Origin of the sequence: Streptomyces sp. DG2A-72 (assembly GCF_030499575.1) — a bacterium.
Lineage (GTDB): Bacteria > Actinomycetota > Actinomycetes > Streptomycetales > Streptomycetaceae > Streptomyces.
On sequence record NZ_JASTLC010000001.1, the window covers coordinates 9461396 to 9487274 of the forward strand.

At 70.6% G+C, this 25879-nt stretch carries 21 protein-coding genes and 3 pseudogenes; 15 read left to right on the forward strand and 9 right to left on the reverse strand.

The window, feature by feature from the left end; all coding sequences use genetic code 11:
- Nucleotides 1–320: 320 nt before the first annotated feature.
- Nucleotides 321–1712, forward strand: coding sequence for an FAD-dependent oxidoreductase (locus tag QQY66_RS44705; RefSeq protein ID WP_301986195.1), 1392 nt, complete (start codon nucleotides 321–323; stop codon nucleotides 1710–1712).
- Complete coding sequence (locus tag QQY66_RS44710) at nucleotides 1709–2914, forward strand: NAD(P)/FAD-dependent oxidoreductase (protein WP_301986196.1); 1206 nt, start codon at nucleotides 1709–1711, stop codon at nucleotides 2912–2914. Before QQY66_RS44705 ends, QQY66_RS44710 begins: the two co-directional genes overlap by 4 nt.
- A 46-nt stretch (nucleotides 2915–2960) precedes the next feature.
- Here QQY66_RS44710 and QQY66_RS44715 read toward each other — a convergent pair whose 3' ends face one another.
- Nucleotides 2961–3917 (reverse strand): lysylphosphatidylglycerol synthase transmembrane domain-containing protein, encoded by a 957-nt coding sequence (locus tag QQY66_RS44715; RefSeq protein WP_301986197.1) that lies wholly within the window; start codon nucleotides 3915–3917, stop codon nucleotides 2961–2963.
- 162 nt (nucleotides 3918–4079) lie between these two features.
- Between QQY66_RS44715 and QQY66_RS44720 the strand changes: the two are divergent.
- Together QQY66_RS44720 and QQY66_RS44725 are read left to right on the forward strand one after the other, a co-directional pair.
- Nucleotides 4080–5986 (forward strand): annotated as a pseudogene (locus QQY66_RS44720) (ABC transporter ATP-binding protein).
- A gap of 30 nt (nucleotides 5987–6016) precedes the next feature.
- Nucleotides 6017–7633: a serine/threonine-protein kinase gene (locus QQY66_RS44725; RefSeq protein ID WP_301986198.1), complete on the forward strand. Its 1617-nt coding sequence runs from the start codon at nucleotides 6017–6019 to the stop codon at nucleotides 7631–7633.
- 27 nt (nucleotides 7634–7660) lie between these two features.
- On the opposite strand, the gene QQY66_RS44730 is transcribed toward QQY66_RS44725, so the two are convergent.
- Complete coding sequence (locus tag QQY66_RS44730; RefSeq protein WP_301986199.1) at nucleotides 7661–8134, reverse strand: hypothetical protein; 474 nt, start codon at nucleotides 8132–8134, stop codon at nucleotides 7661–7663.
- A gap of 280 nt (nucleotides 8135–8414) precedes the next feature.
- On the opposite strand from QQY66_RS44730, the gene panD reads away from it, so the two are divergent.
- From panD to QQY66_RS44745, 3 genes are read left to right on the forward strand one after another with little or no spacing between them, the layout of a single operon-like run.
- Nucleotides 8415–8834 (forward strand): aspartate 1-decarboxylase, encoded by a 420-nt coding sequence (panD, locus tag QQY66_RS44735; protein ID WP_301986200.1) that lies wholly within the window; start codon nucleotides 8415–8417, stop codon nucleotides 8832–8834.
- A gap of 37 nt (nucleotides 8835–8871) precedes the next feature.
- Entirely contained in the window at nucleotides 8872–9219 is a 348-nt protein-coding gene (locus QQY66_RS44740; protein WP_301986201.1) for a GNAT family N-acetyltransferase, read from the forward strand.
- Nucleotides 9220–9230: 11 nt separating this feature from the next.
- Complete coding sequence (locus QQY66_RS44745; RefSeq protein WP_301986203.1) at nucleotides 9231–9893, forward strand: aspartate/glutamate racemase family protein; 663 nt, start codon at nucleotides 9231–9233, stop codon at nucleotides 9891–9893.
- A gap of 473 nt (nucleotides 9894–10366) precedes the next feature.
- Here the strand turns inward: QQY66_RS44745 and gndA are convergent, their stop codons facing one another.
- From gndA to QQY66_RS44775, 6 genes are all read right to left on the reverse strand, one after another.
- Nucleotides 10367–11809 (reverse strand): NADP-dependent phosphogluconate dehydrogenase, encoded by a 1443-nt coding sequence (gene gndA / locus QQY66_RS44750; RefSeq protein ID WP_301986204.1) that lies wholly within the window; start codon nucleotides 11807–11809, stop codon nucleotides 10367–10369.
- Between the two features lie 16 nt (nucleotides 11810–11825).
- Nucleotides 11826–12260, reverse strand: coding sequence for a tyrosine-type recombinase/integrase (locus QQY66_RS44755; RefSeq protein WP_301986205.1), 435 nt, complete (start codon nucleotides 12258–12260; stop codon nucleotides 11826–11828).
- Entirely contained in the window at nucleotides 12257–12583 is a 327-nt protein-coding gene (locus QQY66_RS44760; protein WP_301986206.1) for a hypothetical protein, read from the reverse strand. The genes QQY66_RS44755 and QQY66_RS44760 overlap by 4 nt, the downstream gene beginning before the upstream one ends.
- A gap of 44 nt (nucleotides 12584–12627) precedes the next feature.
- On the reverse strand, nucleotides 12628–13188 hold the full coding sequence (locus QQY66_RS44765; RefSeq protein WP_301987704.1) for an IS630 family transposase: 561 nt from the start codon (nucleotides 13186–13188) through the stop codon (nucleotides 12628–12630).
- Entirely contained in the window at nucleotides 13185–13535 is a 351-nt protein-coding gene (locus QQY66_RS44770) for a winged helix-turn-helix domain-containing protein (RefSeq protein ID WP_301987705.1), read from the reverse strand. Before QQY66_RS44770 ends, QQY66_RS44765 begins: the two co-directional genes overlap by 4 nt.
- 590 nt (nucleotides 13536–14125) lie before the next feature.
- Nucleotides 14126–15034 carry a LysR family transcriptional regulator gene (locus QQY66_RS44775; RefSeq protein WP_301986207.1) on the reverse strand — a complete coding sequence of 303 codons (909 nt, stop codon included), beginning with the start codon at nucleotides 15032–15034 and terminating at the stop codon, nucleotides 14126–14128.
- A 176-nt stretch (nucleotides 15035–15210) separates the two neighbouring features.
- On the opposite strand from QQY66_RS44775, the gene QQY66_RS44780 reads away from it, so the two are divergent.
- The 4 genes and pseudogenes from QQY66_RS44780 to QQY66_RS44795 all read left to right on the forward strand — a co-directional run bounded on the left by QQY66_RS44780 (nucleotide 15211) and on the right by QQY66_RS44795 (nucleotide 20102).
- Nucleotides 15211–16446, forward strand: a complete 1236-nt coding sequence (locus tag QQY66_RS44780; protein ID WP_301986208.1) for a sulfatase-like hydrolase/transferase — start codon at nucleotides 15211–15213, stop codon at nucleotides 16444–16446.
- Nucleotides 16447–16589: 143 nt separating this feature from the next.
- Nucleotides 16590–17000, forward strand: a pseudogene (locus tag QQY66_RS44785) (dihydrofolate reductase family protein); the annotation flags it as partial.
- Between the two features lie 742 nt (nucleotides 17001–17742).
- Nucleotides 17743–18696: pseudogene (locus QQY66_RS44790) on the forward strand (PHB depolymerase family esterase); the annotation flags it as partial.
- Nucleotides 18697–18938: 242 nt separating this feature from the next.
- Nucleotides 18939–20102 (forward strand): transglycosylase family protein, encoded by a 1164-nt coding sequence (locus QQY66_RS44795; RefSeq protein WP_301986209.1) that lies wholly within the window; start codon nucleotides 18939–18941, stop codon nucleotides 20100–20102.
- On the opposite strand, the gene QQY66_RS44800 is transcribed toward QQY66_RS44795, so the two are convergent.
- Nucleotides 20092–21195: a DMT family transporter gene (locus tag QQY66_RS44800; protein WP_301986210.1), complete on the reverse strand. Its 1104-nt coding sequence runs from the start codon at nucleotides 21193–21195 to the stop codon at nucleotides 20092–20094. The genes QQY66_RS44795 and QQY66_RS44800 overlap by 11 nt on opposite strands.
- Nucleotides 21196–21405: 210 nt before the next feature.
- On the opposite strand from QQY66_RS44800, the gene QQY66_RS44805 reads away from it, so the two are divergent.
- From QQY66_RS44805 to glgC, 4 genes are all read left to right on the forward strand, one after another.
- Entirely contained in the window at nucleotides 21406–22161 is a 756-nt protein-coding gene (locus tag QQY66_RS44805; protein ID WP_301986211.1) for a (2Fe-2S)-binding protein, read from the forward strand.
- Nucleotides 22162–22198: 37 nt separating this feature from the next.
- A complete protein-coding gene (glgA, locus tag QQY66_RS44810) occupies nucleotides 22199–23350 on the forward strand; it encodes a glycogen synthase (protein WP_301986212.1) in 1152 nt (383 codons plus the stop codon).
- A 132-nt stretch (nucleotides 23351–23482) separates the two neighbouring features.
- Entirely contained in the window at nucleotides 23483–24454 is a 972-nt protein-coding gene (locus QQY66_RS44815) for a zinc ribbon domain-containing protein (protein ID WP_301986213.1), read from the forward strand.
- A gap of 88 nt (nucleotides 24455–24542) precedes the next feature.
- Nucleotides 24543–25763 carry a glucose-1-phosphate adenylyltransferase gene (glgC, locus tag QQY66_RS44820; RefSeq protein WP_301986214.1) on the forward strand — a complete coding sequence of 407 codons (1221 nt, stop codon included), beginning with the start codon at nucleotides 24543–24545 and terminating at the stop codon, nucleotides 25761–25763.
- The last annotated feature ends 116 nt before the right edge of the window (nucleotides 25764–25879 follow it).

A 25879-nucleotide genomic window follows, 5' to 3' on the forward strand; every position in this document is an offset into this window, starting at 1 on the left:
GCCCGCACGAAGCGCTCCGCGGGAGTGCCGCGAATGGCCGTCGGTCATCTGCGGGGCCGTTGTGGCTGGTCGCGCAGTTCCCCGCGCCTCTTCGGGGTGCTGCCGAGCCGCGGCCGGCTTCGCCAGAGTCGCTTGGCGAGGGTGACGTCGGCACTGAGCGCTCCGCGGGAAGTGCTGCGATTGGCTGTCGGTCATCTGCGGGGTGGTTGTGGCTGGTCGCGCAGTTCCCCGCGCCTCTTCGGGGTGCTGCCGAGCCGCGGCCGACTTCGCCAGAGTCGCTTGGCGAGGCTGACGCCCGCATCAGCGAGCAGAGCGCCCGTATGACCGGGCCGCTGCCTTCAGTGACGTACGACATCGCGATCGTCGGTGCCGGCGTGGTCGGCTGTGCCATCGCCCGCGCACTCGCCCGTCACCCGCACCTCCGCATCGCCCTCGTAGAAGCGCGGGACGACGTCGGCGACGCCACCTCGAAGGCCAACACCGCGATCCTGCACACCGGGTTCGACGCGGCGCCCGGCTCCCTCGAAGCCCGGCTGGTGCGCGAGGGCTCCCGTCAACTCGCCGCGTACGCGGCCGAGTCCGGGATCCCCGTCGAAACGACCGGCGCCCTCCTCGTCGCCTGGGACCAGGAACAGCTCGCCGCGCTGCCCCGACTCGTGGAGAAGGCCGAACGCAACGACTACCACGACACCCGCATCCTTGGCCCGACGGACCTCTACGAACGCGAACCGCACCTCGGCCCCGGCGCGCTCGGTGCGCTGCACGTGCCCGGCGAGAGCATCATCTGTCCCTGGACGACGACACTCGCCTACGCCACCCAGGCCGTCCGGCACGGAGTGGACCTGCACCTCAACTGCCGTGTGGAGAACGTGAGTCGGCAGGACGACACGCACGTCCTCGGCACCGACCGGGGCACACTGCGCACCCGCCTGCTGGTCAACGCGGCCGGACTGCACGCCGACACACTCGACCGGCGGCTCGGCCACGACGACTTCACCGTCACCCCGCGCCGCGGCCAGCTCATCGTCTTCGACAAGTTCGCCCGCGGCCTGGTCAACCACATCCTGCTGCCCGTCCCCACAGCGCTCGGCAAGGGCGTGCTGGTCGCCCCCACCATCTACGGCAACGTGCTCCTCGGCCCCACCGCCGAGGACCTGGACGACAAGCGGGCCACGCACTCCACCGCGGACGGGCTTCAGCTGCTGCGCGACAACGGCCGCCGCATCCTGCCCGAACTGCTCGACGAGGAGGTCACCGCCGTCTACGCCGGGCTGCGCGCCGCCACCGAGCACGACGACTACCGCATCCGCGCCCACCCAGAGCGGTCCTACGTCACGGTCGGCGGCATCCGCTCCACCGGCCTCACCGCCTCGCTCGCCATCGCCGCTCATGTCACCGCTCTGCTCACCGACATCGGCCTCGACCCGGGCCCGATACGGGAGTTGGAGCCGGTGCGCATGCCGAACCTCGGCGAGGCCTTCCCCCGCCCGCACCAGCGGCCCGAACTCATCGCCGCCGACCCGGAGTACGGCACCCTCGTCTGCCACTGCGAGCGAGTCTCCCGCGGCGAGATCCGCGACGCCCTCGCCAGTACGATCCCGCCCCGCAGCCTCGACGGACTGCGCCGCCGGACCCGGGCCAGGGCGGGCCGCTGCCAGGGCTTCTACTGCGGTGAGGCCGTACGGGCGCTGTTCGAGGGAGCCGGCGCATGACGCCCGAGCGCCGGATCGACGTCCTGGTCGTCGGCGCGGGCCCCGCCGGACTCGCGGCAGCCGCCCGTCTCGCCACCGCCGGCGTCGGCCACGTCGAGGTGCTGGAGCGCGAGCAGCAGGCGGGAGGCGTGCCCCGGCACTGCGCGCACGGCGGCTTCGGCACGATGCTGCGTCCGCTGACGGGACCGGCGTACGCCCATCTGCTCACCGACGCGGCGACCAGAGCCGGAGCCGTCGTACGAACCGGCGTGACCGGCCTCGACTGGACCGGCCCGCTCACGCTCACCGCGGTCGGCCCGCAGGGCTCGGAGACGATCACCGCGCGGGCGATCGTGCTGGCCACCGGCGCCCGCGAACGCCCGCGCAGCGCACGTCTGGTGCCCGGCACGCGGCCCGCCGGCGTCTGCACGACCGGCGAACTCCAGCAGGCCGTCCACCTGTACCGGCAGCGGATCGGCACCCGAGCTGTCGTGGTCGGCGCGGAGGACGTCTCGTACGCCGCCGCCGACACCGTACGGGCCGCGGGAGCCGACGTCGTTGCCATGGTCACGGAACTCCCGCGCGCCCAGACGGCACCCGCCCGCGCCCAGCACAGCCGGCTCCGCCACGGCATCCCGCTCCTCACCGGCACCACGGTCACCGAACTCCTCGGCCACGGGCGCCTGGCAGGCGTCCGGATACGCCACCGCGACGGCCGTACGGCCGTGCTGCCCTGCGACACGGTCGTGTTCACCGGCGACTTCGTGCCTGACCACGAACTCGCCCGGCGCGGCGGAGTGCCGCTCGATCCCGGCACGCGCGGGCCCGCCGTCGACGGGGCGCTGCGCACGCTACGCCCGGGTGTGTTCGCCGTGGGCAGTGTGCTGCACGCCGTGGAGAGCGCGGGTATGGCGGCCCGCGAGGGTGCGCATGCGGCCGGTGCCGTCCGGTCGTGGCTTGCGGGCGAGGAGTGGCCCGAAGGCGTCCCCCTGGTGGTCGCCCCGCCCCTGCGCTGGATCGCCCCGAACCGCGTCACCCCGGCAGACCGCCTCCCGTACGTCCTGCGCGCGACGGTCCTGCTCACCCGCCCGACCCTGCACGTCACGCAGGACGAACGGATCCTGCACCGAGCGGTCCTCCTGAACCGCCGGCTGACCCTCACCGCACGCTGGACACACCGGATCGACCCGAAGGGCGGCCCGGTGCGCGTCAGAGTTCAGTGAACGAGCCGTACCGCGCCCATGCCGGGCCGGAGTTCGCAGACAGCCCTCAGATGACCTTCATCCGCACCAGCGCGCCCAGCGTCAACGCCCCCGGCAGGATGGGCACCCAGACGGTGATGATCCGGTAGGCGAGCACCACGGCCGTGGCCACGGCGACCGGTCCGCCCGCTGCGACCAGGGCGACGATCAGGGCGGCCTCGACGGAACCGATGCCGCCGGGTGTCGGTATCAGCGCGACCGCGACGGTCGCCGCCAGATACGCGACCACCATGTACGCGGGCGGCACCGGCAGCCCCAACGCCAGCCCCACCGCGACCAGTCCGGCCGCCTGCAGGGCCGGGAAGGCCAACGAGCCGCCCCACAGGGCCACCGCGCGCCAGGGCCGGGTGTGCACGGCCCTCGCCTCGCCCAGCGCGGTCCGCAGGAAGGTGAAGACGATGGTGCGCAGCTTCCGTACGAGCAGCAGGACCAGCAGCGCGACGGCGGCCACCACGCCGATGCCGAGCAGCAGCGGGCCCACCGCGCCGTCCGGCAGGAGCGAGCCGAGCTGCAGCGCGTGCGGGAAGGCGATCAGCAGGGCCGCCAGCATGCCCACACGGGCGATCGACTCCGCCAGCAGATAGAGGGCGACCGCGGCCGATGAGCGGGCCAGCGGAACCCCGCACACCGCCATGAACCGCAGATTGACTGCGCTGGCCCCGAGACCGGTCGGCAGCAGGTGGTTGGCGGCGCCCGCCGCGAACTGCGTGGCCAGCAGCCGCCGTACCGGCAGCCGCTCGACGAGCGCGCCCTGCCGGGCGGCGGACGCGGCGACCCAGGTGCCGCAGGTGGCCGCGCCGGCGGCCAGCAGCCACGGCCACTCGGCATGGCGCAGATGTCCGAAGCCCTCGACGAGCACGGACCAGTGGCGCACGGCGACCCACAGCACGAGCGCGAGCGGGACCAGCATCAGTATCTGCCGGTACGGGAGGCGCTTGAGGCCTCGGGGAAGACGCACGACCATCACATCGTGAGAGGTTTTCCGCGCCAGATCAACGGCAGGTTGCGGGAGTGGGGACGGAGGCTGACACGCCGGGCACGGCCTCGCATCCATCGTGTGCCCGGACGGTGCCGATTCGGCGTTGACCTCAAGGATGGTTGAGGTCCTACGGTCCCTCTCATGAGTATGGAGATCACAGCCTGGACACAGCTGCAGAGTGTCATGAGCGCCCAGCAGGAGCGCCGTCCCCTCGCCCGCGCGACGCTGCGCCGCATCGGCGCGTTCGCCCGCCCGCACCGTGTGCGCATCGCTCGCTTCGTGGGGCTCGGGGTGGTCACCGCCCTGCTCGCCGTCGCCACACCCGTCCTGGCCGGCTACGTCGTGGACGCGATCGTGACGGGCGACGACGAGGGAACCGTCGTACGACTTGCGCTTCTCATCGCGCTCATCGCGGTCGTCGAGGCGGCACTCGGCATCCTCGGCAGACGGTTGTCGGCGACGCTCGGGGAGGGACTCATCCTCGATCTGCGGACGGCTGTGTTCGATCATGTGCAGCGCATGCCGGTCGCGTTCTTCACACGCACTCGTACGGGGGCGCTCGTCAGCCGTCTCAACAACGATGTGATCGGCGCGCAGCGGGCGTTCAGCAACACCCTGTCCGGCGTGGTCAGCAACTTCGTCACCCTCGTGCTCACCCTCGCCGTCATGCTCACCCTGTCCTGGCAGATCACGCTGCTCTCGCTCGTCCTGCTCCCGGTGTTCGTCGTCCCCGCGCGGCGGATGGGCAGCCGCATGGCCCGGATGCAACGGGAGGCGGCGACGCTCAACGCGGCGATGGGCACCCGGATGACCGAGCGGTTCTCGGCTCCGGGCGCCACCCTGGTCAAGCTCTTCGGCCGCCCGGAGGAGGAGTCCGAGGAGTTCGCGGCCCGCGCCCGCCGGGTCCGGGACATCGGAGTACGGACGGCCACGGCCCAGTCGGCGTTCATCACCGCCCTCACCCTGGTGTCGGCCCTCGCACTCGCCCTCGTCTACGGCCTCGGCGGCTGGTTCGCCCTGCGCGGCACGCTGGAGCCGGGCGCCGTCGTCGCGCTGGCGCTGCTGCTGACCCGCCTCTACGCGCCGCTGACCGCCCTCGCCGGCGCCCGCATCGAGGTGATGAGTGCCCTGGTCAGCTTCGAGCGGGTCTTCGAAGTCCTCGACCTGAAGCCGCTGATCGAGGACAGGCCGGACGCACGGCAGGTGCCCGACGGCCCGGTCGCCGTCGCCTTCGAGAACGTCCGCTTCGGCTACCCGTCCGCCGACAAGGTCTCCCTGGCCTCCCTGGAGGAAGTGGCCTCCCTCGACACCCGCGGCGGCGACGAGGTCCTGCACGGCATCTCCTTCCGCGCCGAACCCGGCCAGACCGTCGCCCTCGTCGGCTCCTCCGGCGCCGGAAAGTCCACGATCGCCCAACTGCTGCCGCGCCTGTACGACGTCGACGAGGGCGCCGTACGCATCGGCGGCGTCGACGTCCGTGACCTGACCGCCGACTCCCTGCGCTCCACCCTCGGCATGGTCACGCAGGACGGCCACCTCTTCCACGACACCGTCCGCGCCAACCTCCTCCTCGCCGCCCCCACCGCGACCGAGGACGATCTGTGGGACGCCCTGCGCCGCGCCCGCCTGGCCGATCTCGTACGATCCCTGCCCGACGGCCTCGACACGGTCGTCGGCGAGCGCGGCTACCGTCTCTCCGGCGGCGAACGCCAGCGCATGACCATCGCCCGGCTCCTCCTGGCCCGCCAGCGCGTCGTCATCCTCGACGAGGCCACCGCCCACCTGGACAACACCTCCGAGGCAGCCGTCCAGGAGGCGCTGACGGAAGCCCTGGAGGGCCGAACCGCGGTCGTCATCGCCCACCGGCTGTCCACGGTGCGGGCGGCGGACCTGATCCTGGTCGTCGAGGCGGGCCGCATCGTGGAACGCGGCACGCACGAGCGACTGCTGGCGAAGGGGGGCGCTACGCGGAGCTGTACCGGACCCAGTTCGAGTCCGGGGATGTGACGCCCGTAGACGCAACCGGTGATGTTGTAATGAGCGTCCGGCTGTAGTGTCACGCTGAACAGGGGGACGAAACGATCATGGAGAACTTGCGGCCGGGCGATCCCGCGAAGGTCGGGGAGTACCGGTTGCTCCGACGGCTCGGGGCCGGGGGCATGGGGCAGGTGTTCCTCGGCCGGTCGCAGCGGGGGCGCACGGTCGCCGTGAAGCTGGTCCATGCGCAGTTGGCGTACGACGCGGAGTTCCGCAGCCGGTTTCGCGCGGAGGTGGCCGCAGCACGGCGGGTGGGCGGGGAGTGGACGGCTCCGGTCCTGGACGCCGACACCGAGGCGGACACCCCCTGGGTCGCCACCGGGTATGTCGCCGGCCCCACGTTGCACCAGGCGGTGACCGAGATCAGCGGGCCGCTGCCGGAGCGGTCGGTGTGGCACCTGGCCTCCGGTCTGGCGCGTGCGCTGCAGAGCATCCACGGCTGCGGACTGGTGCACCGGGACCTCAAGCCGTCGAACGTCATGCTGACGGTCAACGGTCCCCGGGTGATCGACTTCGGTGTCGCCCGTGCGGCGGACGCCAGCGTGCTGACCCGTACCGGTGCGATGGTCGGCTCTCCCGGGTACATGTCGCCCGAGCAGATCCTGGGCAGCGAGATCACCGGGCTGAGCGACGTGTTCAGCCTCGGCCTGGTGCTGGTGTTCGCCGCTACGGGCCGACAGGCATTCGGTGGCCCGGACAGCGGCGCCCACGCGCTCATGCTGCGGGCCACCGAGGACGACCCGGACCTGGAGGGGATGCCCGAGCCGCTGGCCGAGTTGGTGGGACGGTGCCTCGCCAAGCAGCCCGAGGACCGGATTACGCTGCCCGAGATCGTGGCGACGGCAGAGGCGGCGACGGCGGATGCCCACTCGGACGCGTGGCTTCCGGGCGACCTGATCGCGGAGCTCGGCCGGCACGCCTCCAGCCTCCTCGACCTCGAGGAGCCGCCGCCGACCCAGGTCGACAACCCGGCCGCGGGCCGGGGCGGGGACAGCGTGCACGCCCTGCCGACCATGCAGGGCGGACGCGTCCCGTCTCCGCCGCCGGGCACTCCGACGCCGGCACCGATGCCCCCGGTACCCACGCCGACCTCGACACCCATGCCGCCGATGCCGACACCACGGATGACGGTGACCACACCGCCGATGCCGCCGCTGCCGGGCGGCTTCCAGCCGGGCGGCCGTCGCAAGAGGCGGGTCGGCCCCGTGCTGCTCACTGTGGCCGCCGTCGCCGTACTCGCCGTCGTCCTGGCCGAGGCACTTCCCGGCGAACGGAACGAGAACTCGGCCAACTCGGGGGCGTCCGGGGCAGGTTCCTCCGCGGAGTCCCCGAAGGCGTCCCCAGCCGACTACAAGGGCAAGTGGACCGGGAACGTGCGCGAGGGGGACGGCGATCTCTACTCGATCAAGGTGAACTACACGGGCGGGAAGCTCAGCGATCAGGTGGCCACCGTCGAATACCCCTCGCTGGCGTGCAGCGGCCGATGGATCCTCACCATGGACACCGGGAATTCGGTACAGGTCCGAGAGGAAATCACCGAGGAGAGCAGCCCGTTGAACTGCGTCGACGAGGTCGACATCATCCTGACCCCCTTGGACGACGGCACCCTGCGCTACAAGGTGACGAGTGTGGAGGACACTGGAACGCTGCAGCGCAGCAAGTGACCGGCAGAGCGTCCAGGTTGCCGCAGCTCAGTCCGGCAGGGGCAGTGGAGGAAGCTGCTGGTACTCGGACCGGCCCCGGTTGAGCACAGAGATCGTCGCGGCCGTCAACCACGGCACGGTCGGCCCGGCCAACCGCATCGGCTCCCACTGCTGGTAGTCGGTGAACAGCGCCCACTGTTCGAGCACGGGAAGAAAGCTGATGATCTCGTGGTGCCACACCGTCACCCAACGGTTCTCGGCCGCGACATGCAGCAGCATGCGACGGTCGGTGAGGATCGCGCGGCAGGGGGAGAAGTCGCGCCATTGCGCCTGAGCCATCGCCTGCGCCCGGTTGCGGGCGCTGTTGTTGGCGAGCGCGTCTCCGACCAGCCCGGCGGCGACGAACATCGGTGACCCGAAGTAGAAGCCCGAGCGCTGGTTGTAGGTCACATTCGTGCCGTAAAAGCGCGAGTAGTCCGCCGATACGTCGCCGTATGCGATCTCACCCACTTCGAGCAGCACGCCTGGAGTTGGAATCGGGGCCAACTCTCCTCCGCTGCTCAGGTGCCGGTGCAGAGAACACGCGGCCTCCCAGCCCTGCTGGTGAAGGGCCTGCAGCTGATCGTCACCTGAATTCGGACGTGCCAATGCCTCTCGCCCCCACTGCGACCCGGAACGGGTGGATCTCCGTTCGCCCTCATAATGCCAGGTGACGACGGATCGTGAGGGCGAGCCGTTGTAAGGTGAGAGAACAGCCCTTGACCTGCAAAGGCAGGCAGGGAGCGAACTCTGGGAGTGCTGAATGCTGCGTACTCTGTTCAAGTCCAAGATCCACCGGGCCACCGTCACCCAGGCCGACCTGCACTACGTGGGATCGGTGACCATCGACGCCGATCTGCTCGACGCCGCCGACCTGTTGCCCGGCGAGCTGGTCCACATCGTCGACATCACCAACGGCGCCCGGCTGGAGACATACGTCATCGAGGGGGAGCGCGGCTCCGGAGTCGTCGGCATCAACGGGGCCGCCGCTCATCTCGTGCACCCGGGCGACCTGGTGATCATCATCAGTTACGCTCAGGTCTCCGACGCCGAGGCGCGGGCGCTGCGGCCGCGGGTCGTGCATGTGGACCGCGACAACAGGATCGTGGCCCTGGGCGCCGATCCGTCCGCACCGGTGCCGGGCTCCGACCAGGAGCGCAGCCCGCAGGCCGTACGGGCCTGACCGCGTCGGCCGTACATTTCGGACCAGGAGCGTGCCCATGAGCGAGACCGAGATCCGCGACGACCGGGCGGCGGGCCGCCTGGACGCCCTCGGCGGCGACGGTGAAGTCGTCGGCCACATCGAGTACTTCGTGCTCGATGCGCCGGGGCGCGCCCTGGTCCCCGTGCACACCATCGTGGAACCGGCCCACGAGGGACAGGGCATCGCGGGCTCCCTGGCGCGCGAGCTGTACGCCATGGCCAAGCGCGAGGACATCGCCGTAGCCCCGCTCTGCCCGTACGTCGTGAAGTGGGCGGAACGCCACCCCGAGGAGGCCCCGGCGGCCGACCCGGACTTGCTGCGGGCGGCGATGGACTGGCTGGCGGCACACTCCGACCGTTTCTGAGGCCCGGCACCTTGCTCGCACTCCTGCACACCTCACCCGTCCACATCCCCGTCTTCGACGCCCTGCGCGACTCAGACCACCCAGGCCTGGAGCTACGGCACTTCGTCGACGAGTCGCTCCTCGACCGCGCCCGCGCCGAAGGCCCCGAGGCGGTGGCGGACGACGTGCGTGCCGCCCTGCAGCGGGCCGCCGCCGACGGCGCCCGGGCCGTACTGTGCACCTGCTCGACCCTCGGCGGCGTCGCAGAGTCGGCCGGCGCCGGGATCGGGGTACCGGTGCTGCGCGGCGACCGTCCGATGGCGGCCGCCGCGGTGGCCACGGGACCCCGGATCGTCGTCCTCGGCACGGTGGAGAGCACATTCGGGCCCACCGTGTCGCTGATCGAGGAAGAGGCCCACCGCGCAGGGCACCCCACGGACGTACGGACCCGTCTGGTGGCGGACGCCTGGCGGCACTTCGAAACGGGCGACCTGGGCGGATACGCCCGACTGATCGCCACCACGGCCGACGAGGTGACCGACGCCGACGCGATCGTCCTCGCCCAGCCGTCCATGGCTCCGGCCAGGCAGTTGACGACGACCTCGGTCCCGGTCCTGTCCAGCCCCCGCCCGGCCCTCGCGGCCGGGGCGGAGGCGGCGGGCCACCTGGACCCCTCGGTTGACTCCGGCGAGTGAGTGGCCGTACCGCGCCCGGGTACGCGGGGGAGTAGTCCAGAGCCGACGTTTCACCACTGGCCGGAGGACACCATGACCAACCCGAACCCCGACCCCGTCCCCCCGGGTCCGACCCCTGGCCCCACGCCCGGCCCGGACCCTGCACACCCCGAGCCACCACCGTCCCCGGTCCCGACACCGGAGCCCCCGCCGGTACCCGGTCCCCCTCCACCGTCCCCGGGCCCACCCCCAGGCCCCAGCCCGGTCCCCGGCCCGGACCCGTCCCCGGTCCCACCGGGCCCAGAACCAGTACCGAACCCGGAACCGGGCCCACCACTCACGTGAGGCGAGAATGAAAAGGTGATGGGCGGCGCCACAAGACGCCGCCCATCACAACGCGCCCCTTTAGCAACGCGTCCCTTTAGGGGCGCGGGGAACTGCGCGACAAGCCCCCACGCACCCGCACCCCCGAGCGAACCGCTCTCCCCGAGCGACTAGGCGGAAACCTCCGACCGATCCCCACCCCACAACGTGTGGAACGACCCCTCCCGATCGACCCGCCGATACGTGTGCGCCCCAAAGAAGTCCCGCTGCCCCTGCGTAAGCGCCGCCGGCAACCGCTCCGCACGCAGCGCGTCGTAGTACGCGAGGGCCGCGGAGAAGCCGGGCGTCGGCACGCCCTGACGGGCCGCGGCGATGATCACCTCGCGCCAGTCGTCCTGAGCCGCGCCGATCTCCTGCGCGAACGTGTCGTCGGACAGCAGGCTCGGCAGATCGGCTCGAACGTCGTACGCGGCACGGATACGGTCCAGGAACGCCGCGCGGATGATGCAGCCGCCGCGCCAGATGGAGGCGACGGCACCGAGGTCGATGTCCCAGCCGTACTCGTCGCGGGCCGCGTCGATCTGATGGAAGCCCTGCGTGTACGACACGATCTTCGAGGCGTACAAGGCCTGCTCCACCCGGTCGGCAAAGGCCCCGGCCTCCGCCTCGCTCAGCGGCGACGCCTTCGGCCCGGCCAGCCCGCGTGACGCCTCACGGAGTGCCTCGTGCCCGGACAGCGACCGCGCGAAGACGGCCTCGGCGATACCCGACACCGGAACACCCAGGTCGAGCGCGATCTGCACGGTCCACCGCCCCGTGCCCTTCTGCTCCGCCTGGTCCACCACCACGTCCACGAACGGCTCGCCCGTCGCCGCGTCCACGTGCGACAGCACCTCGGCCGTGATCTCGATCAGGTACGAGTCCAGCCGCCCGGTGTTCCAGGTGCGGAAGATCTCCGCGATCTGCGCGGGCGAGTACCCGGCGACATCGCGCAGCAGTTGATACGCCTCGCCGATCAGCTGCATGTCGGCGTACTCGATGCCGTTGTGCACCATCTTCACGAAGTGCCCGGCACCGTCGGGACCGACGTGCGTGACACAGGGAGCCCCGTCGGCGGCCTTCGCGGAGATCTTCTCGAGCATCGGGCCCAGCGAGTCGTACGACTCCTTCGGCCCGCCCGGCATGATGCTCGGTCCGTGCAGCGCGCCTTCCTCGCCGCCGGAGACGCCCATGCCGACGAAGTGGATGCCCTGCTCGCGCAGGTCGCGCTCGCGGCGGCGGGTGTCGGCGAAGTGCGCGTTACCGCCGTCGATGATCATGTCGCCGGGCTCCAGGAGCGGGGCGAACTCCTGGATCACCGCGTCCGTCGGCTCACCGGCCTTCACCATGATGACCAGGCGCCGCGGCCGCTCCAGCGCCGCCACGAACTCCTTCGCGGTCTCGGCCGCGACGAAGTCGCCCTCACTCCCGAACTCCTCGACCAGGGCGTGCGTCCGCGCCGACGTCCTGTTGTGCACCGCGACCGTGTAGCCGTTGCGCGCGAAGTTGCGGGCGAGGTTGCGGCCCATGACCGCGAGACCCGTGACGCCGATCTGGGCTGAAGTGCCGGACATACCCTTTGACCTCCTGTTATGCCGCTATCTCTATTGCAGAGGGCACATTCAGGGCAGTCTGCGGAGGTGTGGCGATACCGGCCATACCCGCAGTCACTGCGTCCCGAGTCGTGTCTTCCGCCGCTTCCCACAGATGTACGTAGTGATTCAGCGTTGTACTCGGCTTGGAGTGCCCGAGTGCACGCTGAACACCCTTGATGCTCTCACCCTGGGCAATCAGCACACTCGCACAGAAGTCACGGAGGCTGTGGAGCGTCGCACCGTCGTTGCCCCGTGGAACCCGGTACGGCCTGATCGCCTCGACGACGAACGGCGCAAGGTGGACCGTACGGACGCTGTGACGGCTGATGGCCGAGCGCTTTGCCAAGCAGCCGACCGGAGGGACGGCGTTGCCTCCGGGACGCGGCCAGCTCCTGCGTCGAACCTGTTCACACCGCTGCCGGATGGTCACTCCCCCGTGATCTTCCGAAGCAGATCGAGGAAGCTGTCTCGAACCTGCCCGCCGGCCCCGGAAAGCGGATCCGCCGAACGCCGAAAGTAGACAGCGCAGGAGACCGCTGCGGGCGCAAGACGGGAGTCCTCGGCAAGGCTTCCACCGGGAGTCACAGGCCGCATGCCTTGGACGATCGCATCAGCGAGAGGGCGCACGGCGACAGCTTCCACGATTCGGATGGCACAGGCGTGCTCAGCCGGGCTCGGCTCCCACCCGTTGCTGTCGAACGCGGCATGCAGATCACGTATGTGTGTCGCCAACTGCTCGATGTCGGCTGCCATGAGCCGACCATACGGAGTAGGACCAACAGGAGTCGAGGCGCCGATCACGCCTTGGTCGGATCCGGTGCCTCGATTGGGGAGAGGCGGAGTCCTTGGCCCGCTCCCAGTAGCAGTTGTCGATCGCGCTGTCCTCGGCGGGGCCGGCGCTTCACATGAGCACGGCGCTGACCGGCACGGTGCCGGATGAGTCCGGGAAGAAGGACTCCGACCCAGTAGGACCAGACGCCTTCGACGGGATTGAGGTCGGGTGCGTAGGGCGGCAGGTGGACGGCGGTGATCCAGTCGCGGGTGTCGATGAAGGTTGTCCCGCACCAGACCATCGGGGCGCCGAGTTGTTGGTGGGCAGCGGACAGCAGGTCGCGGTAATCGGTCCAGGTGAAAGTGCGCCGACGGGTGCGCTTGTGATCGCCGTGCCGGATCAGCCGGTAGATGAGGCGGGATCGGCTGCCCGGCCGGTAGCAGGCCAAAGCGGCCAGAGAGATTCGGCGTTGGGAACCTCCGCGGACCCGGATAACGGGGGCGCGGCCACACTTGGACCAGGTGCGGGAAGTCGGCGGCGTAAGCGAGAACCCTGCCTCGTGCTCGAAGACGACGAACGCCCTCAGCGTCGCCGCGGTGCTCCCACCTGGGGCCAGGTCTCCTTCACCCAGCCGGTCACCCTCTGCTCGTCGCGCTCCACGGCCCGCCGGGCGGGCACCCGGTGGCTGAAGCCATGCCGGTGCAGCATCTGAGCGATGCCGGAGAGGGTGAAACTCTTGTGGATCCGGCGCCCGATGAGCGTCTTGATCCGGGACAGCGTCCACCTCTGGTCCGGCCAGCCGTACGCCGCCGGCCCCTGCGAGCGCAGGCCCCTCGGGCCAAGGTTTTCCCAAGTCCGGCGCCACCGCTGCACCGACCGCACACTCACTCTTGACCGCCGAACGTGATCACTTGATTTCTGCTGGTCAGGCATGGTTTCGCTCGGGCTGAGGGAGGCATGCCGACGTCTGGTGTCCGCTTCATGGGCGAGGGGTGCGCGGTGGCGTCGGTGCTGGGAATGCTGGAGGAACGGGAGGCGGCTGCCCGCGTGCGGGTGGAGGGCTTGCGGGAGGAAGCCGCGCGGCTGGCTGAGGTGTTGGAGGCCGCGGAGATCGAGCTGGACCGGCGGGTGATCGCGCGGGAGGAACTGGTCGAGGCCCTGGCAGTCTCTGCGGCCGAGTCCACTGCCGTGACCACGACCGAGGCGGGGGAGAAAGCGGCGCAGTCGCTCGCGCCGGTGCCGGGCTCGACGGTGCCGCCCTGGCGGGAAGGGTTGCCGGTGAGGGTTCTGGCGCCGGACCATCAGCGGATCCTGGGCGTGCTGGAACAGCAGCGATCCATGGGGCGCGGACTCTCGTCCAGCAGAGGCGCTTCGCGCAGCCAAGCCCTCCCTCCGCTCGAGCTTCCCGACGTCGCTGCGACGTGTGCCGAGCCCGCAGGGTCTACGGGCGCCGCACACCGCGGGAAGATCGGTGATCCTGCGAAGGTCAAGAGACAAGCTGAGGCGTCGGTGCCTTGTCAGGTTCAACCGGTCTTCGGGACATGCGTGACGTCTCGTGCGACGGCCACGAAGTTCGCGGCGACGGGTGAGACGCCGTGGCGCGGGACCGCCACGGCGAGTTCGGTCGGTGACGTGGTGGGGAGCAGCTCGGCGAATACCGCGCCCAGGCCGCTCAGGGCTCCGACCGAGCCCGGGACGATGCTGACGCCGCAGCCGGCCGCCACCAGGCCGACGATCGTCTGCATCTGAATCGCCTCCTGCACCACCCTCGGCTCGAAGCCGCCCGCGTGCCGGCAGAGGGTGGTGATCCGGTCGTAGAGGCCCACACCCAGGTGCCGGGGAAAGCGTACGAAAGGCTCGTCGGCCAGCGAGCGGATGTGCAGGCACTGTCGGTCGGCCAGCCTGTGGTCGCTGGGCAGCACGACGAGCAGCGGTTCACGGGAGACCGGAAGGAGAGCGAACTCCGCGTCGGCGGGTGAGGGGAGCGGTGGACGGACGAAGCCGACATCGAGCGCGTGTGCGCGCAGTCGCTCGATCTGAGTGGCCGTGGGGAGTTCGCTGAAGCGTACGACCACGTCCGGGTAGCGAGTGCGGTAGGCGCGCAGTACGGCGGGCAACGGGTGCAGCGCGGCGGAGCCGACCATGCCGACGGAGAGCTCGCCGATGTCGCCGCGCCCGGCGGAACGCGCGCGGGTCTCCGCCCGCGCCGCCAGAGCCAGCGCGCCGCGCGCGTCGGCGACGAAGAGCTCTCCGGCCACGGTCAGCCGCACGTGGCGGGTGTCCCGGTCGAACAGCGAGACGCCCAGCTCACGCTCCAGCGCCTTGATGGCCTGGCTCAACGGCGGCTGTGCGATGCCCAGTTCGGCGGCTGCGCGGCCGAAGTGGAGATGGTCGGCGACGGCTACGGCTGCCCGTAAATGTCTCAGTTCCACGCAGCCCACGATATGCACCGCGTATTACTGGCGGTCAATTGTGCTATGGATGCGCAAGAAAGCGTCCGTCTCCGACAACCTGGCGCAACAGTGCCGTCTGCCGTCAGGAATGAGCGAGGGACGTTATGTGTGCGGAGCATAGGGATGGGGTCTCGTCGGCGCCGAGTCGTCGGCGTGTGCTGAAGCTTGCCGGTGCTGCGGCGGCAGGCAGTACGGGAGTCGCAGCGGCTGGTGGGACGGCTGAGGCGGCTGAGGTACGGGACGCCGCTCACCCCGTACGGCCCTCCGGCGGCGTGCGGCGCGTGGTGCTGTTCCACATCGACAGCCTGCACCACGAGGCATCCCGGCGCCTCGGCCTGGAGAATGTCCAGCGTCTGGCGGAGCGGGGCACCCAGGTGAAGGAGTCCCTGGTCATCTCGCCCTGGCATCCCACCGTCAGCGGCTATCTACCGCTCTCCACCACGTCCTTCCCGAACCCGACCACCTTCGCGGGCTCGCTGTTCCTCCGCCCCTCGCATGAGCAGCGCTATCTCCAGCACGGCTTCGCGGGATTCACAGCGCATATCGCCAACAGCGAGGCGTACCGCTCCCTCAACCCCGGCTTCGACTTCACCCGCCTGAGCGGCGACGACAGCGATGAGGACAACGTACGCCTCGGCCTGCGTCTGCTGCGCGAGCACAACGACCTCACCTTCATGCGGCTGCTGCTCCAGGACACCAATACGGCCAGCCAGGAGGTTGCCAACGCCCCGGCCGGCGAGCCCTGGGCGCGCGACATCTACGCCAAGGGATCTCCGTACCCCGCGGTGGTGCGCACAGCAGACGCGCTGCTCGGTACGTTCCTTGACGGCCTGGAGCGGCTCGGCATGACGCACGACACGCTGCTCGTCCTGCTCTCCGACGGCCAGTCACGGCACGGCTGGCACCCCGTCCAGGCTGAGGACTCCTGGCGCATCCCGCTCATCTTCGCGGGTCCCGGGGTGGCGAAGGGCAGGAGCATCCCGTACGCCGAGAACATCGACATCGCCCCCACCGTGGCGGCTCTCGCGCAGGTCCCCGCGCCCAGCGACGACGGCGGCTCCGGGCGGGTGCTGGATGAGATACGGACGGACGACCGCTCGGGCGCCGCGCCCGGCGTGCCCCATCGCGTCGAGCGGATCAACCGACAGATCGCCGAGTACCTCCGCCTGGAGGGCTGGCTGCGCGCCCACGCCCGCGACTACCCCTACCTGGACGTTCGCCTGATGCGCGCCAGCAACGGCTCGCTGTCCGACGCGCAGTTCTGGGGCCTCGACCGGATCGACGAGTGGCCCCAGGCCGAGTCGATCGACCGGATGATCGAGGACAACGACTCCGTACTCGACACCCTGCGTCAGGCCCTCCGCGACTCCGGCGCCCCCGTGCTGCCCTGAGTTGTTGTTGCTGTCGATGAGTCTCCGCGTGATCCGCAGTCAGAGTTCGTGGTTGGTGCGCCGCAGCCGCGAGTGTGGGCGCAGCGTGCGCCCACGCCCACCGAACCTGCTGAGAACCGGTCACGAGACACCGAGGAACCCTGATGCGTACGTTGATCAGCACCGCTTTCATCTCGCTCGACGGCGTCGTGGAGGCCCCGGGCGGCGAGCCCGGCTACCGCAACGAGTTCCTCCCCGAGGCATACGAGATCAAGGGCCGGGAGCAGAAGGAAGCCACCGCGATGCTGCTGGGCCGGACCAGCTACGAGGCGTTCAGCCCGGTGTGGCCCGACATGGAGGACTTCCCCGGCTACAAGGTGATGCCGAAGTACGTCGTCTCCACCACCCTCACCGAGGACGACCTGGTGTCGAACTGGGGCGAGACCACGATCCTGCGCTCGCTCGACGAAGTCGCCGCGCTGAAGGAGACCGAAGGCGGCCCGATCATCGTCCACGGCAGCGCCACCCTGAACCAGGCCCTGTCGGACGCCGGCCTGATCGACCGCTACCACCTGCGCGGCGATGACATGACACCGCTTTGACGCCCTCGCCTGACGCCCTTTGGGCTCCGCTCCGACACCCTCTGCGACGTCGCAGTGGTCATGATCCGAAACGCGGCATGAGGCGCATGGCTGACCCGACGAAACCCAGGGCGTACCCCAGTACCCCTGTTGAACTTCCCGTGGGGTTCGAGGCGTGTCTGCTCGACTGTGTCCCTGCTCCCGGCTGCCGGATCTGTGCTGCCAACCGCACCGAGTCCGGGGCCCGTTGCCTGGTGGACGTTGTGGTCTGGCAGTCGGACGCACCAGCACGGCTGGATCTTGCGTTCACGAGTCTGGTGCGAGCCTGCCCGGCCTGGCTGTAGGGCTGCCGGAGCTGGACCGGACGGTGGTACGGCTGAGCTTGTGACAGAGGGGTCTGTACGCATACGGGTGCGTTCCTTCGGGTGGCAATAGCTGCTCGCATATGTGAACTCTGTACATGATGTAGAAGCGCAAATCGGCAATTCTGCTGATTTCAGGCTGCGAAGGGTCTCTGACGGTCAGCCTGCTGAACCAAACCCGGGAGGCCTGGTGCCTCTGGTCCACGCTTTGCGCGCGACACATTCGGACACCCCTGCTCAGCGGGGGAACAGTCGCAGACGCCGCAGGGGAGCGCCTGCACGGCGGCTGTGTGCATGCCGCGGTGCGTGATGCTCCCTCAGCGATTCTCTGCTGATCCCCTGTCGACAGCCCCACGATCCGCCACTACGAAGGGATGACCACCTTGCCTGCCACCACCAAGCGCAGACCACTTCGCACCATGCTCGCCGCACTCTGCGGAATGCTCGCGGCAGCGCTCATCACCGCACCCCCGGCCGACGCCCGCGTCGACGAGCCCACCGCGGCGCTCACCGAGGTCACCGGCTTCGGCGAGAACCCCAGCAACCTGCAGATGTACCTCTACGTACCGGACAACGTGGCCGACAAGCCGGCCGTCGTGGTGGCCCCGCACTGGTGCGGGGGCTCCGGCCCGGCGATGCACTCCGCCACCGAGTACGCCTCGCTCGCCGACCAGCACGGGTACATCGTCGTCTACCCGTCGGTCACCCGTGACACCAAGTGCTTCGACGTCTCCTCACCCGAGGCCCTGCGCCGCGGCGGCGGCAGCGACCCGGTCGGCATCAAGTCCATGGTCGACTGGGTGACCCGGATGTATGACGCCGATACGAGCCGGATCTTCGCCACCGGCATCTCCTCGGGCGGGATGATGACGAACGTCCTGCTGGCGGTCTACCCCGACGTGTTCAAGGCGGGCGCCTCCTTCGCCGGTGTGCCGTTCGGCTGCTTCGCCAACGCCGACGGCACCGGGTGGAACCATCCGTGCGCGAACGGCGACATCGACCGCACCCCGCAGGAGTGGGGCGACCTGGTGCGCGCCGCGTATCCCGGCTACAACGGACCCCGGCCGCGGATGCAGGTGTGGCACGGCACCGAGGACGACGTGCTGTGCTACCCCAACTTCAAGGAACAGATCGAGCAGTGGACGAACGTGCTCGGTGTCGGTCAGACCCCGGCTGCCACGGACTCGCCGCAGTCCACCTGGACCCGCACCCGCTACGGCGGTACCGGTGACCAGGCTCCCGTCGAGGGCATCAGCCTCCAGGGCGTCGGCCACCACGACCTGTACGCCCCCGGTATGGCCGCTCGCGTGCTCACCTTCTTCGGCATCGCAAGCAGCTGACCGCGCCCCAGCCTGGCGCCTGCGTTGGTGACGGTCAGCCGGTGTTTCAAGCGCTGGTGGCCACCGTCACCTTGCAGGCGCCAACGCGGTCAATGGCCCAGGACGGGTTCCGCAGCAACACACGCCGATTCCTCGCCACTTGGCGTGACCAAGAGGCTGATTGCTGTCTTGTCATGGCCTGTTCGGGGCGCTTACTTTTGGCCCTCCTGACGCATGTCGAGGGGGCTTTCATGGCCGTACGCGGCCGGCACCGCCGGTATCAGCCGAACAGGATCAACCGCGCCTCACTGACCGTCACGGCGGGCAGCGCCGGAATGGCGATACCGCTCATCGGCACCGGTACCGCACACGCCGCGGACGTCGACACCTGGAACAAGGTCGCCGCGTGCGAGTCGACCAGCAACTGGAGCATCAACACCGGCAACGGCTACTACGGCGGACTGCAGTTCGCGCAGTCGACCTGGGAGGCCTTCGGCGGCACCCGGTACGCTCCGCGCGCGGATCTGGCCACCAAGGACCAGCAGATAGCCGTAGCCGAGAAGGTGCTCGACGGACAGGGGCCCGGCGCCTGGCCGGCGTGCTCGGTCAAGGCCGGGCTGACCCGGGGCGGCGGCACACCCGACATCAGCCCGGGCGGCACGGCAGCGCGCACCACCAAGAGCTCCCTGGCCGACGTCCAGCCGCAGACCACGCCCCAGTCCCGGGCGGGCACCGCCGAGATGTACACCGTCCTCAGGGGCGACACCCTCTCCGGGATCGCCGACAAGCAGGACGTACGCGGCGGTTGGCGCGGGCTCTACGCCGCCAACCGGAAGACCATCGGCGCGGACCCCGACCTGATCCTGCCCGGCCAGCGGCTCAGCCTGCGCGGCAAGGCGGCCACGACGACGAGGCCGACGGCCGAGCCGGCACCCAAGGCGCCCGCCCCTGAGAGCAAGCCCCCGGACAGCAAAGCCTCGGAGAGCAAGCCCAAGACCGAGACACGCACGAGCGGCCTCGTCGCGCCGGTGAGCGCCGCGACCGGTACGCCCTACCACAAAGCGGGCTCCGCCTGGTCCTTGGGCTATCACACGGGCGTCGACTTCGCCGTCCCCACCGGGACCTCCGTGAAGGCCGTCGCGGACGGGCGGGTCGTCAGCGCCGGCTGGGACGGCTCCTTCGGCTACCAGGTGGTGATCCGGCACGCCGACGGCCGCTACTCCCAGTACGCGCACCTCTCGGCGATCTCCGTGAAGACCGGTCAGGGCGTGGGCGCCGGACAACGCATCGGCCGCTCCGGATCCACGGGCAACAGCACGGGCCCGCATCTGCACTTCGAGGTGCGGACGGGGCCCGGCTTCGGCACGGACATCGACCCGGTGGCGTACCTCCGGGCCGGTGGCGTCAGGATTTGATGCGGGTGCGCTGCCGGTCCAGGACCGGCCTCGGGATGTACGGGCCGATGTAGAGGGGGCCGTACAGCAGCGGGGGCACGTCGGTGTGCGGCTGGTCCTCCTTCTCGAGGTCCGGCGCCGACGCCTGCGTCGGGATCAGGGCCTCCGCCGGGAGTTCGGCCGCGGGCTGCTCGAGAAGCTCCTTGACGGCTTCGGGGGAGTCGCCGGAGTGCTGTGCGAGCAGCTCCTCGACGGGCGCCGGTTCGGCGGCGGGTGTGGCTTCCTGCTGCGTCCGCCCGATCCGCTCCGTCGTCAGCAGGATCAGCCCGCCTGCCGCCACGACGCCGCAGCTCAGGGCGAGCGCGGTGCCCGTGGTGCCGTAGCGGAAGGTTTCGCCGAACATCGTGATGCCGACCGCTGCCGCCAGCACGGGGTTCACGACCGTCAGGGTGGCCAGCGGGGCCGCGAGTCCGGCGCCGCGGTAGGAGGCCTGGGAGAGCATCAGTCCGGCCGTGGCGAAGACGCCGATGGTGGCCAGGGACGGCAGGTCCGACGCCGAGACGCCGCCGCTCCAGTCGACCGCGACCGTCTTGGTGAACACCGAGGACATGCCGAAGGCTATGCCGGACGCCGTGGCCAGCAGCACGCTGCGCACCGCCGGATGCCGGTGCGCCGCCCGGCCCGCGATCATCAGCGCCACGACCGCACCCGCGGTGACCAGAGCCACGCCCACCCGCGCGGCGGAATCCAGCGACTGCGTGTCGGCGGTGCCGACCAGAGAGAGAAGACCCGCGAGTCCGACCGTCGCCATGATCGCGCCCCGCCAGGCGGTCGCCCCGGCCTTGCGGCCCACGAACAGCGCCGCCATCGGCAGCGCGAACACGATGGTCAGCGCCCCCAGCGGCTGGACCACGCTCAGCGGTCCGTACGCCAGGGCCACCACGTGCAGCAGACCGCCCACGCCGTTCAGCGCCACCGCCGCCCACCAGCTCGGCCGGCGCAGCGGCGCGTAGTCGGGGGAGGACTCCGCGACGCGCTCCTGCACGATCGCGCCGCCCGCGTACGCCACAGCGGAGATCAGCGACAGCACCACGGACAACGCGAGGGCACTCATGAGCCGCTCCTCTGCGTGAGGCGGGGGCCCGGGGCCCGACGCGGCGATCGGTCGTCTTCCATAACCAACACGATGCCGCGAAAAACCCTTCCCGTCGTCGTACCTGAGCACTCAATGGGTCCTACTGCCGATGGAGTACGACCGGACCTCCGTCCTCCCTCAGGCGGGTGACACCCCTGGCAGACCCCCTGGTGGCGCCCCCTACGGGCCTTGGTACTACTGCTCTTCGTGGAAATCGACCCCGATCTCGCCGCGCTCCGCCCGCTCGGCGGGTTCTTCGTACTACGCACCACAGGAGTGCCGCACCGGCCACTGCCGACACTCGCGGAGGCGTACGCCGGAACAGCATCGGACGTTTGCCGGAATCCCCTGACTTTCCGCATCCGCAAAGTCGCCGACGCCCTGCACGCCCCCGAGCCGCGGATCGCCGCCTCCGTGGCCCAGCAGGGACTCGCGGCCCAGCTGTGGTCGGCGGCGCTCGGCTGCGCGGCCCTGTACGGCCGGGTCCCCGACCTCGATCCGCGGCTGCTGCGCTGGGACCCCGACGGCAGCGCACCCGACGACCTCTGGCTGACGGAGGTGCGCCCGCTGCCCGCAGACGCGGCGACCCTCGCCGAAACCGTGCTCCACGCCCACCTGGAACCGCTGACGGCGGCCCTGCACACCCGTCACCGCGTCGCCCCCGGCCTGCTGTGGGGCAACGCCGCCTCCGCGCTGGCGGGAGCCGCCCGGCAACTGGACCTCTGGGCGCGGTCCAACGGCCGCCCCGAAGCCGCCGCCCGGGCCCGCACCCTGACCACGGCGCTTCTCGGCCACCCCCGGCTCGCGGGCACCGGAACCCTCACCGGCACCGCCTTCCGGCGCCGCAGCTGCTGCCTCTACTACCGCGTGCCCGGCGGAGGCCTCTGCGGCGACTGTTGCTTCACACGACCCCCGCGCTCTTCCCCGGACGCCGCATCTGGGTGACCATGAAGGGGCCGGGCGCTGAGACAGGGGGTTGCGGGTGCGAGTGGGACTGCTGACCCGGGAGTACCCCCCGGACGTGTACGGCGGTGCGGGCGTCCATGTCGAGTTCCTCGCACGGGAGTTGCGCGACCTCGTCGACCTGGACGTGCACTGCTGGGGCGAGGGCCGCGCGGAGGGCGTGCTGCGGCACCGCCCCTGGTCCGGCCTCGACACCGCCAACGACGCGCTGCGCACCTTCTCCGTCGACCTCGCCATGACCGCCGCCCTCGAAGGCCGCGAACTCGTCCACTCCCACACCTGGTACGCCAACCTCGCCGGCCACCTCGGCAAGCTCCTGTACGGCATCCCGCATGTGATGACCGCCCACTCCCTGGAACCGCTGCGCCCCTGGAAGGCCGAGCAACTCGGCGGTGGATACGCCCTGTCGAGCTGGGCAGAGCGCACCGCGATCGAGGCCGCCGACGCGGTGATCGCCGTATCCGGCGCCATGCGCGAGGACATCCTCGGCTGCTACCCGACGCTGGACCCGACGAAGGTCCACGTCGTCCACAACGGCATCGACACCACCCTCTACCGCCCCGACCACGGCACCGAGGCCCTCACCCGCATCGGCCTGGACCCCGACCGCCCGTACGTCCTGTTCGTCGGCCGTATCACCCGCCAGAAGGGCGTGCCCCATCTGCTGCGCGCGGCACGGCACATCGACCCGGCCGCGCAGGTCGTGCTGTGCGCGGGCGCCCCCGACACTCCGGAGATCGACCAGGAGTTCCGCGACCTGTTCCAGGAGCTCAGCAGCGTCCGTGCGGGCGTGCACTGGATCCCGCAGATGCTGCCGCGCGCCGACGTGATCCAACTCCTCACCCACGCGGCCGTGTTCGTCTGCCCCTCGGTGTACGAACCCCTCGGCATCGTCAACCTTGAGGCGATGGCCTGCGGAACTCCCGTCGTGGCCTCCCGGGTCGGCGGCATCCCGGAGGTCGTGGAGCACGGGGTGACCGGTCTGCTGGTGGACACCGACGGGTCCTTCGAGGCGGACCTGGCCGGCGCCCTGGACTCGGTGCTCGTCGACCCGGAGAAGGCCGCGCGCATGGGCGAGGCCGGACGGGAGCGCGCGGTCGGGGAGTTCGGCTGGGACGCGGTCGCCCGCAGGACGGTCCGGCTTTACCGGGAGATCCTCAAACAGGCGTAGGACGGCGGAAGATCCTCGAACAGGGTCTTCAACTGTTGGCGGCTTTCCAGCGTTTCCCACCATTACCATGCCCTCGCGGACCGGCTGGGCGCCCCGCACCGTGCCTGGGCCGAACTGCACCGGCGGGCCGACGTGCTGGAGCGCGAGCATGCGCGGGTGTGCGCCCGTATCCGCCACCTGAACCAGGCGCTGGCGTGGTCAGCGGCCCGCTGGGCCGTCGACCAGACCGTCGCGCTCGGCGCCACCGTCATCTACCTCGAAGACCTCGCCACCCTGGAGGCCCGCGGCAGACGCCGGGGCAACGCCCGGCTGTCCGGGCAGGTCCGCGGCATCCTCGCCGAGGCGATCCGGCACCTGGCCGCGAAGGCCGGCATCGCGGTGGTCACTGTCCCCGCCCGGGGCACATCCGCGCTGTGCCCCGGCTGCCTCAGCCCTCTTACCCACCGTCCCGCCCCCGACCCGCTGGGCGAGCGCGGCTGGACCTGGGCCCACTGCGCAGGACGCGGGCTGTCGATCGACCGCGACCACGCCGCCGCCCGCCGGATCGTCTCCCGCGGCCTGCTCGCCCAGGCCCACACCACAACCGACCGCGCCACCCACGCCCGGGCCATCCGCACCACCGTGGAGGGAACCGTCCACAGCGTGCGCCGCCCAAAAAGAGCTACCCGCCGCATGCGCCGCGCCCGCCGCCAGGCAGCCGCACCACCCCGGTCCGCCGGGCCGAAGACCACTCCCGGCGAAATGGGCCCCACACCGGCCCGGCCCTCGCCGTCCCGCCGGTCACCAACTTCCCGCCGTATGCCCGATGCGCGTACGGTCCCCGCCACCACTCCCACTCGGGTGGTCCAGCGTCCGGCGGGGCATGACACCCAGACACCCACCCCTCACGGGCCGGTGCCAGGTCATGGAGTACCCGCACCACCCCGGCCGGGGCTTCCTCCGGCCGGCCGGGTGCGGCTCTCCCGCGGAACCTGTCGGCAGCGCACCCGCGCCGCCGAGCGGACCGGCTTCCACCACGTGCACGCCACCGAAGTCCACCACCTCGTCCCTAGGTTCGGACCCAACGACGGCGCCAGACGGCCACGCCTCGTCCGCAAAGCCTGAGTCACTCAGGCACACACAGACTTCCCGAGACGCTTAGTGGCCTCTGATCAAGGGCACATCATGGTCAACCAGGGTGAGGGGAGAGGCCATGCGGCGTGGCGGACCTTCGGTGCTCGGCATCGTACTGGCGGGCGGAGAAGGCAAGCGCCTGATGCCCCTGACCGCGGACCGCGCAAAACCCGCGGTCACCTTCGGCGGCACATACCGTCTCGTCGACTTCGTCCTGTCCAACCTCGTCAACGGTGACATCCTGCGCATCTGCGTCCTGACGCAGTACAAGTCGCACTCGCTGGACCGGCACATCACCACCACCTGGCGGATGTCCAGCCTGCTCGGCAACTACGTCACCCCGGTCCCGGCCCAGCAGCGGCTCGGCCCGCGCTGGTTCCTGGGCAGCGCGGACGCGATCCTCCAGTCGCTGAACCTCATCTACGACGAACGTCCCGAGTACGTGGCCGTGTTCGGCGCCGACCACGTGTACCGCATGGACCCGCGCCAGATGCTGGCACAGCACATCGAGAACGGCGCGGGCGTGACGGTGGCCGGGATACGCGTCCCGCGCAGCGAGTCGTCGTCCTTCGGCGTGATCAGCTCCGCATCCGACGGCCGTACCGTGGAGCGGTTCCTGGAGAAGCCTGCCGACCCGCCAGGCCTGCCCGACGACCCCGAGTCCGTCTTCGCCTCGATGGGCAACTACATCTTCACCACCAAGGCCCTCATCGAGGCGCTCCAGCGCGACTCCGAGGATCGCAACTCCGTGCACGACATGGGCGGTTCGATCCTGCCGCAGCTCACCGACCGTGGCGAGGCCCAGCTGTACGACTTCAGCGACAACCACGTCCCCGGCGAGACCACCCGCGATCAGGGCTACTGGCGCGACGTCGGCACGCTCGACGCCTACTACGACGCCCACATGGACCTCATCGCCGAACGCCCCGCCTTCAACCTCTACAACCGCCAGTGGCCCATCTACACCCACTCCGGCCAGCTCTCCCCAGCCCGCTTCAACGCCGGCGGCATCGCGGGGGAGTCCATCATCAGCGCCGGATGCCTGATCCGCGGGCAGGTCACGCGGTCGGTCCTCTCCCCGGGTGTCGTGGTCGACCCGGGAGCGGTCGTCCAGGGCTCGGTGCTGCACGACAACGTCCACATCGGCCGGGGCGCGGTCGTCCGGGGCGCGGTGCTGGACAAGAACGTCGAGGTGCCGCCGGGCGCGACGATAGGCGTCAACCCGGACCGGGACGCGGAGCTGTACACGGTGTCCAAGGGCGGGGTGATCGCGTTGGGGAAGGGGCAGTTGGTGTCCTAGACCGCGGATTCGGTGGAACGGTCCCTGGCGAGCAGGCGTTCGCCCGGGACCGTTGTCATGTCCCTGGACAGAGAAGCGGAAGCCGTGTTGTCATGCCAACTGCCGTTGATTGCAAC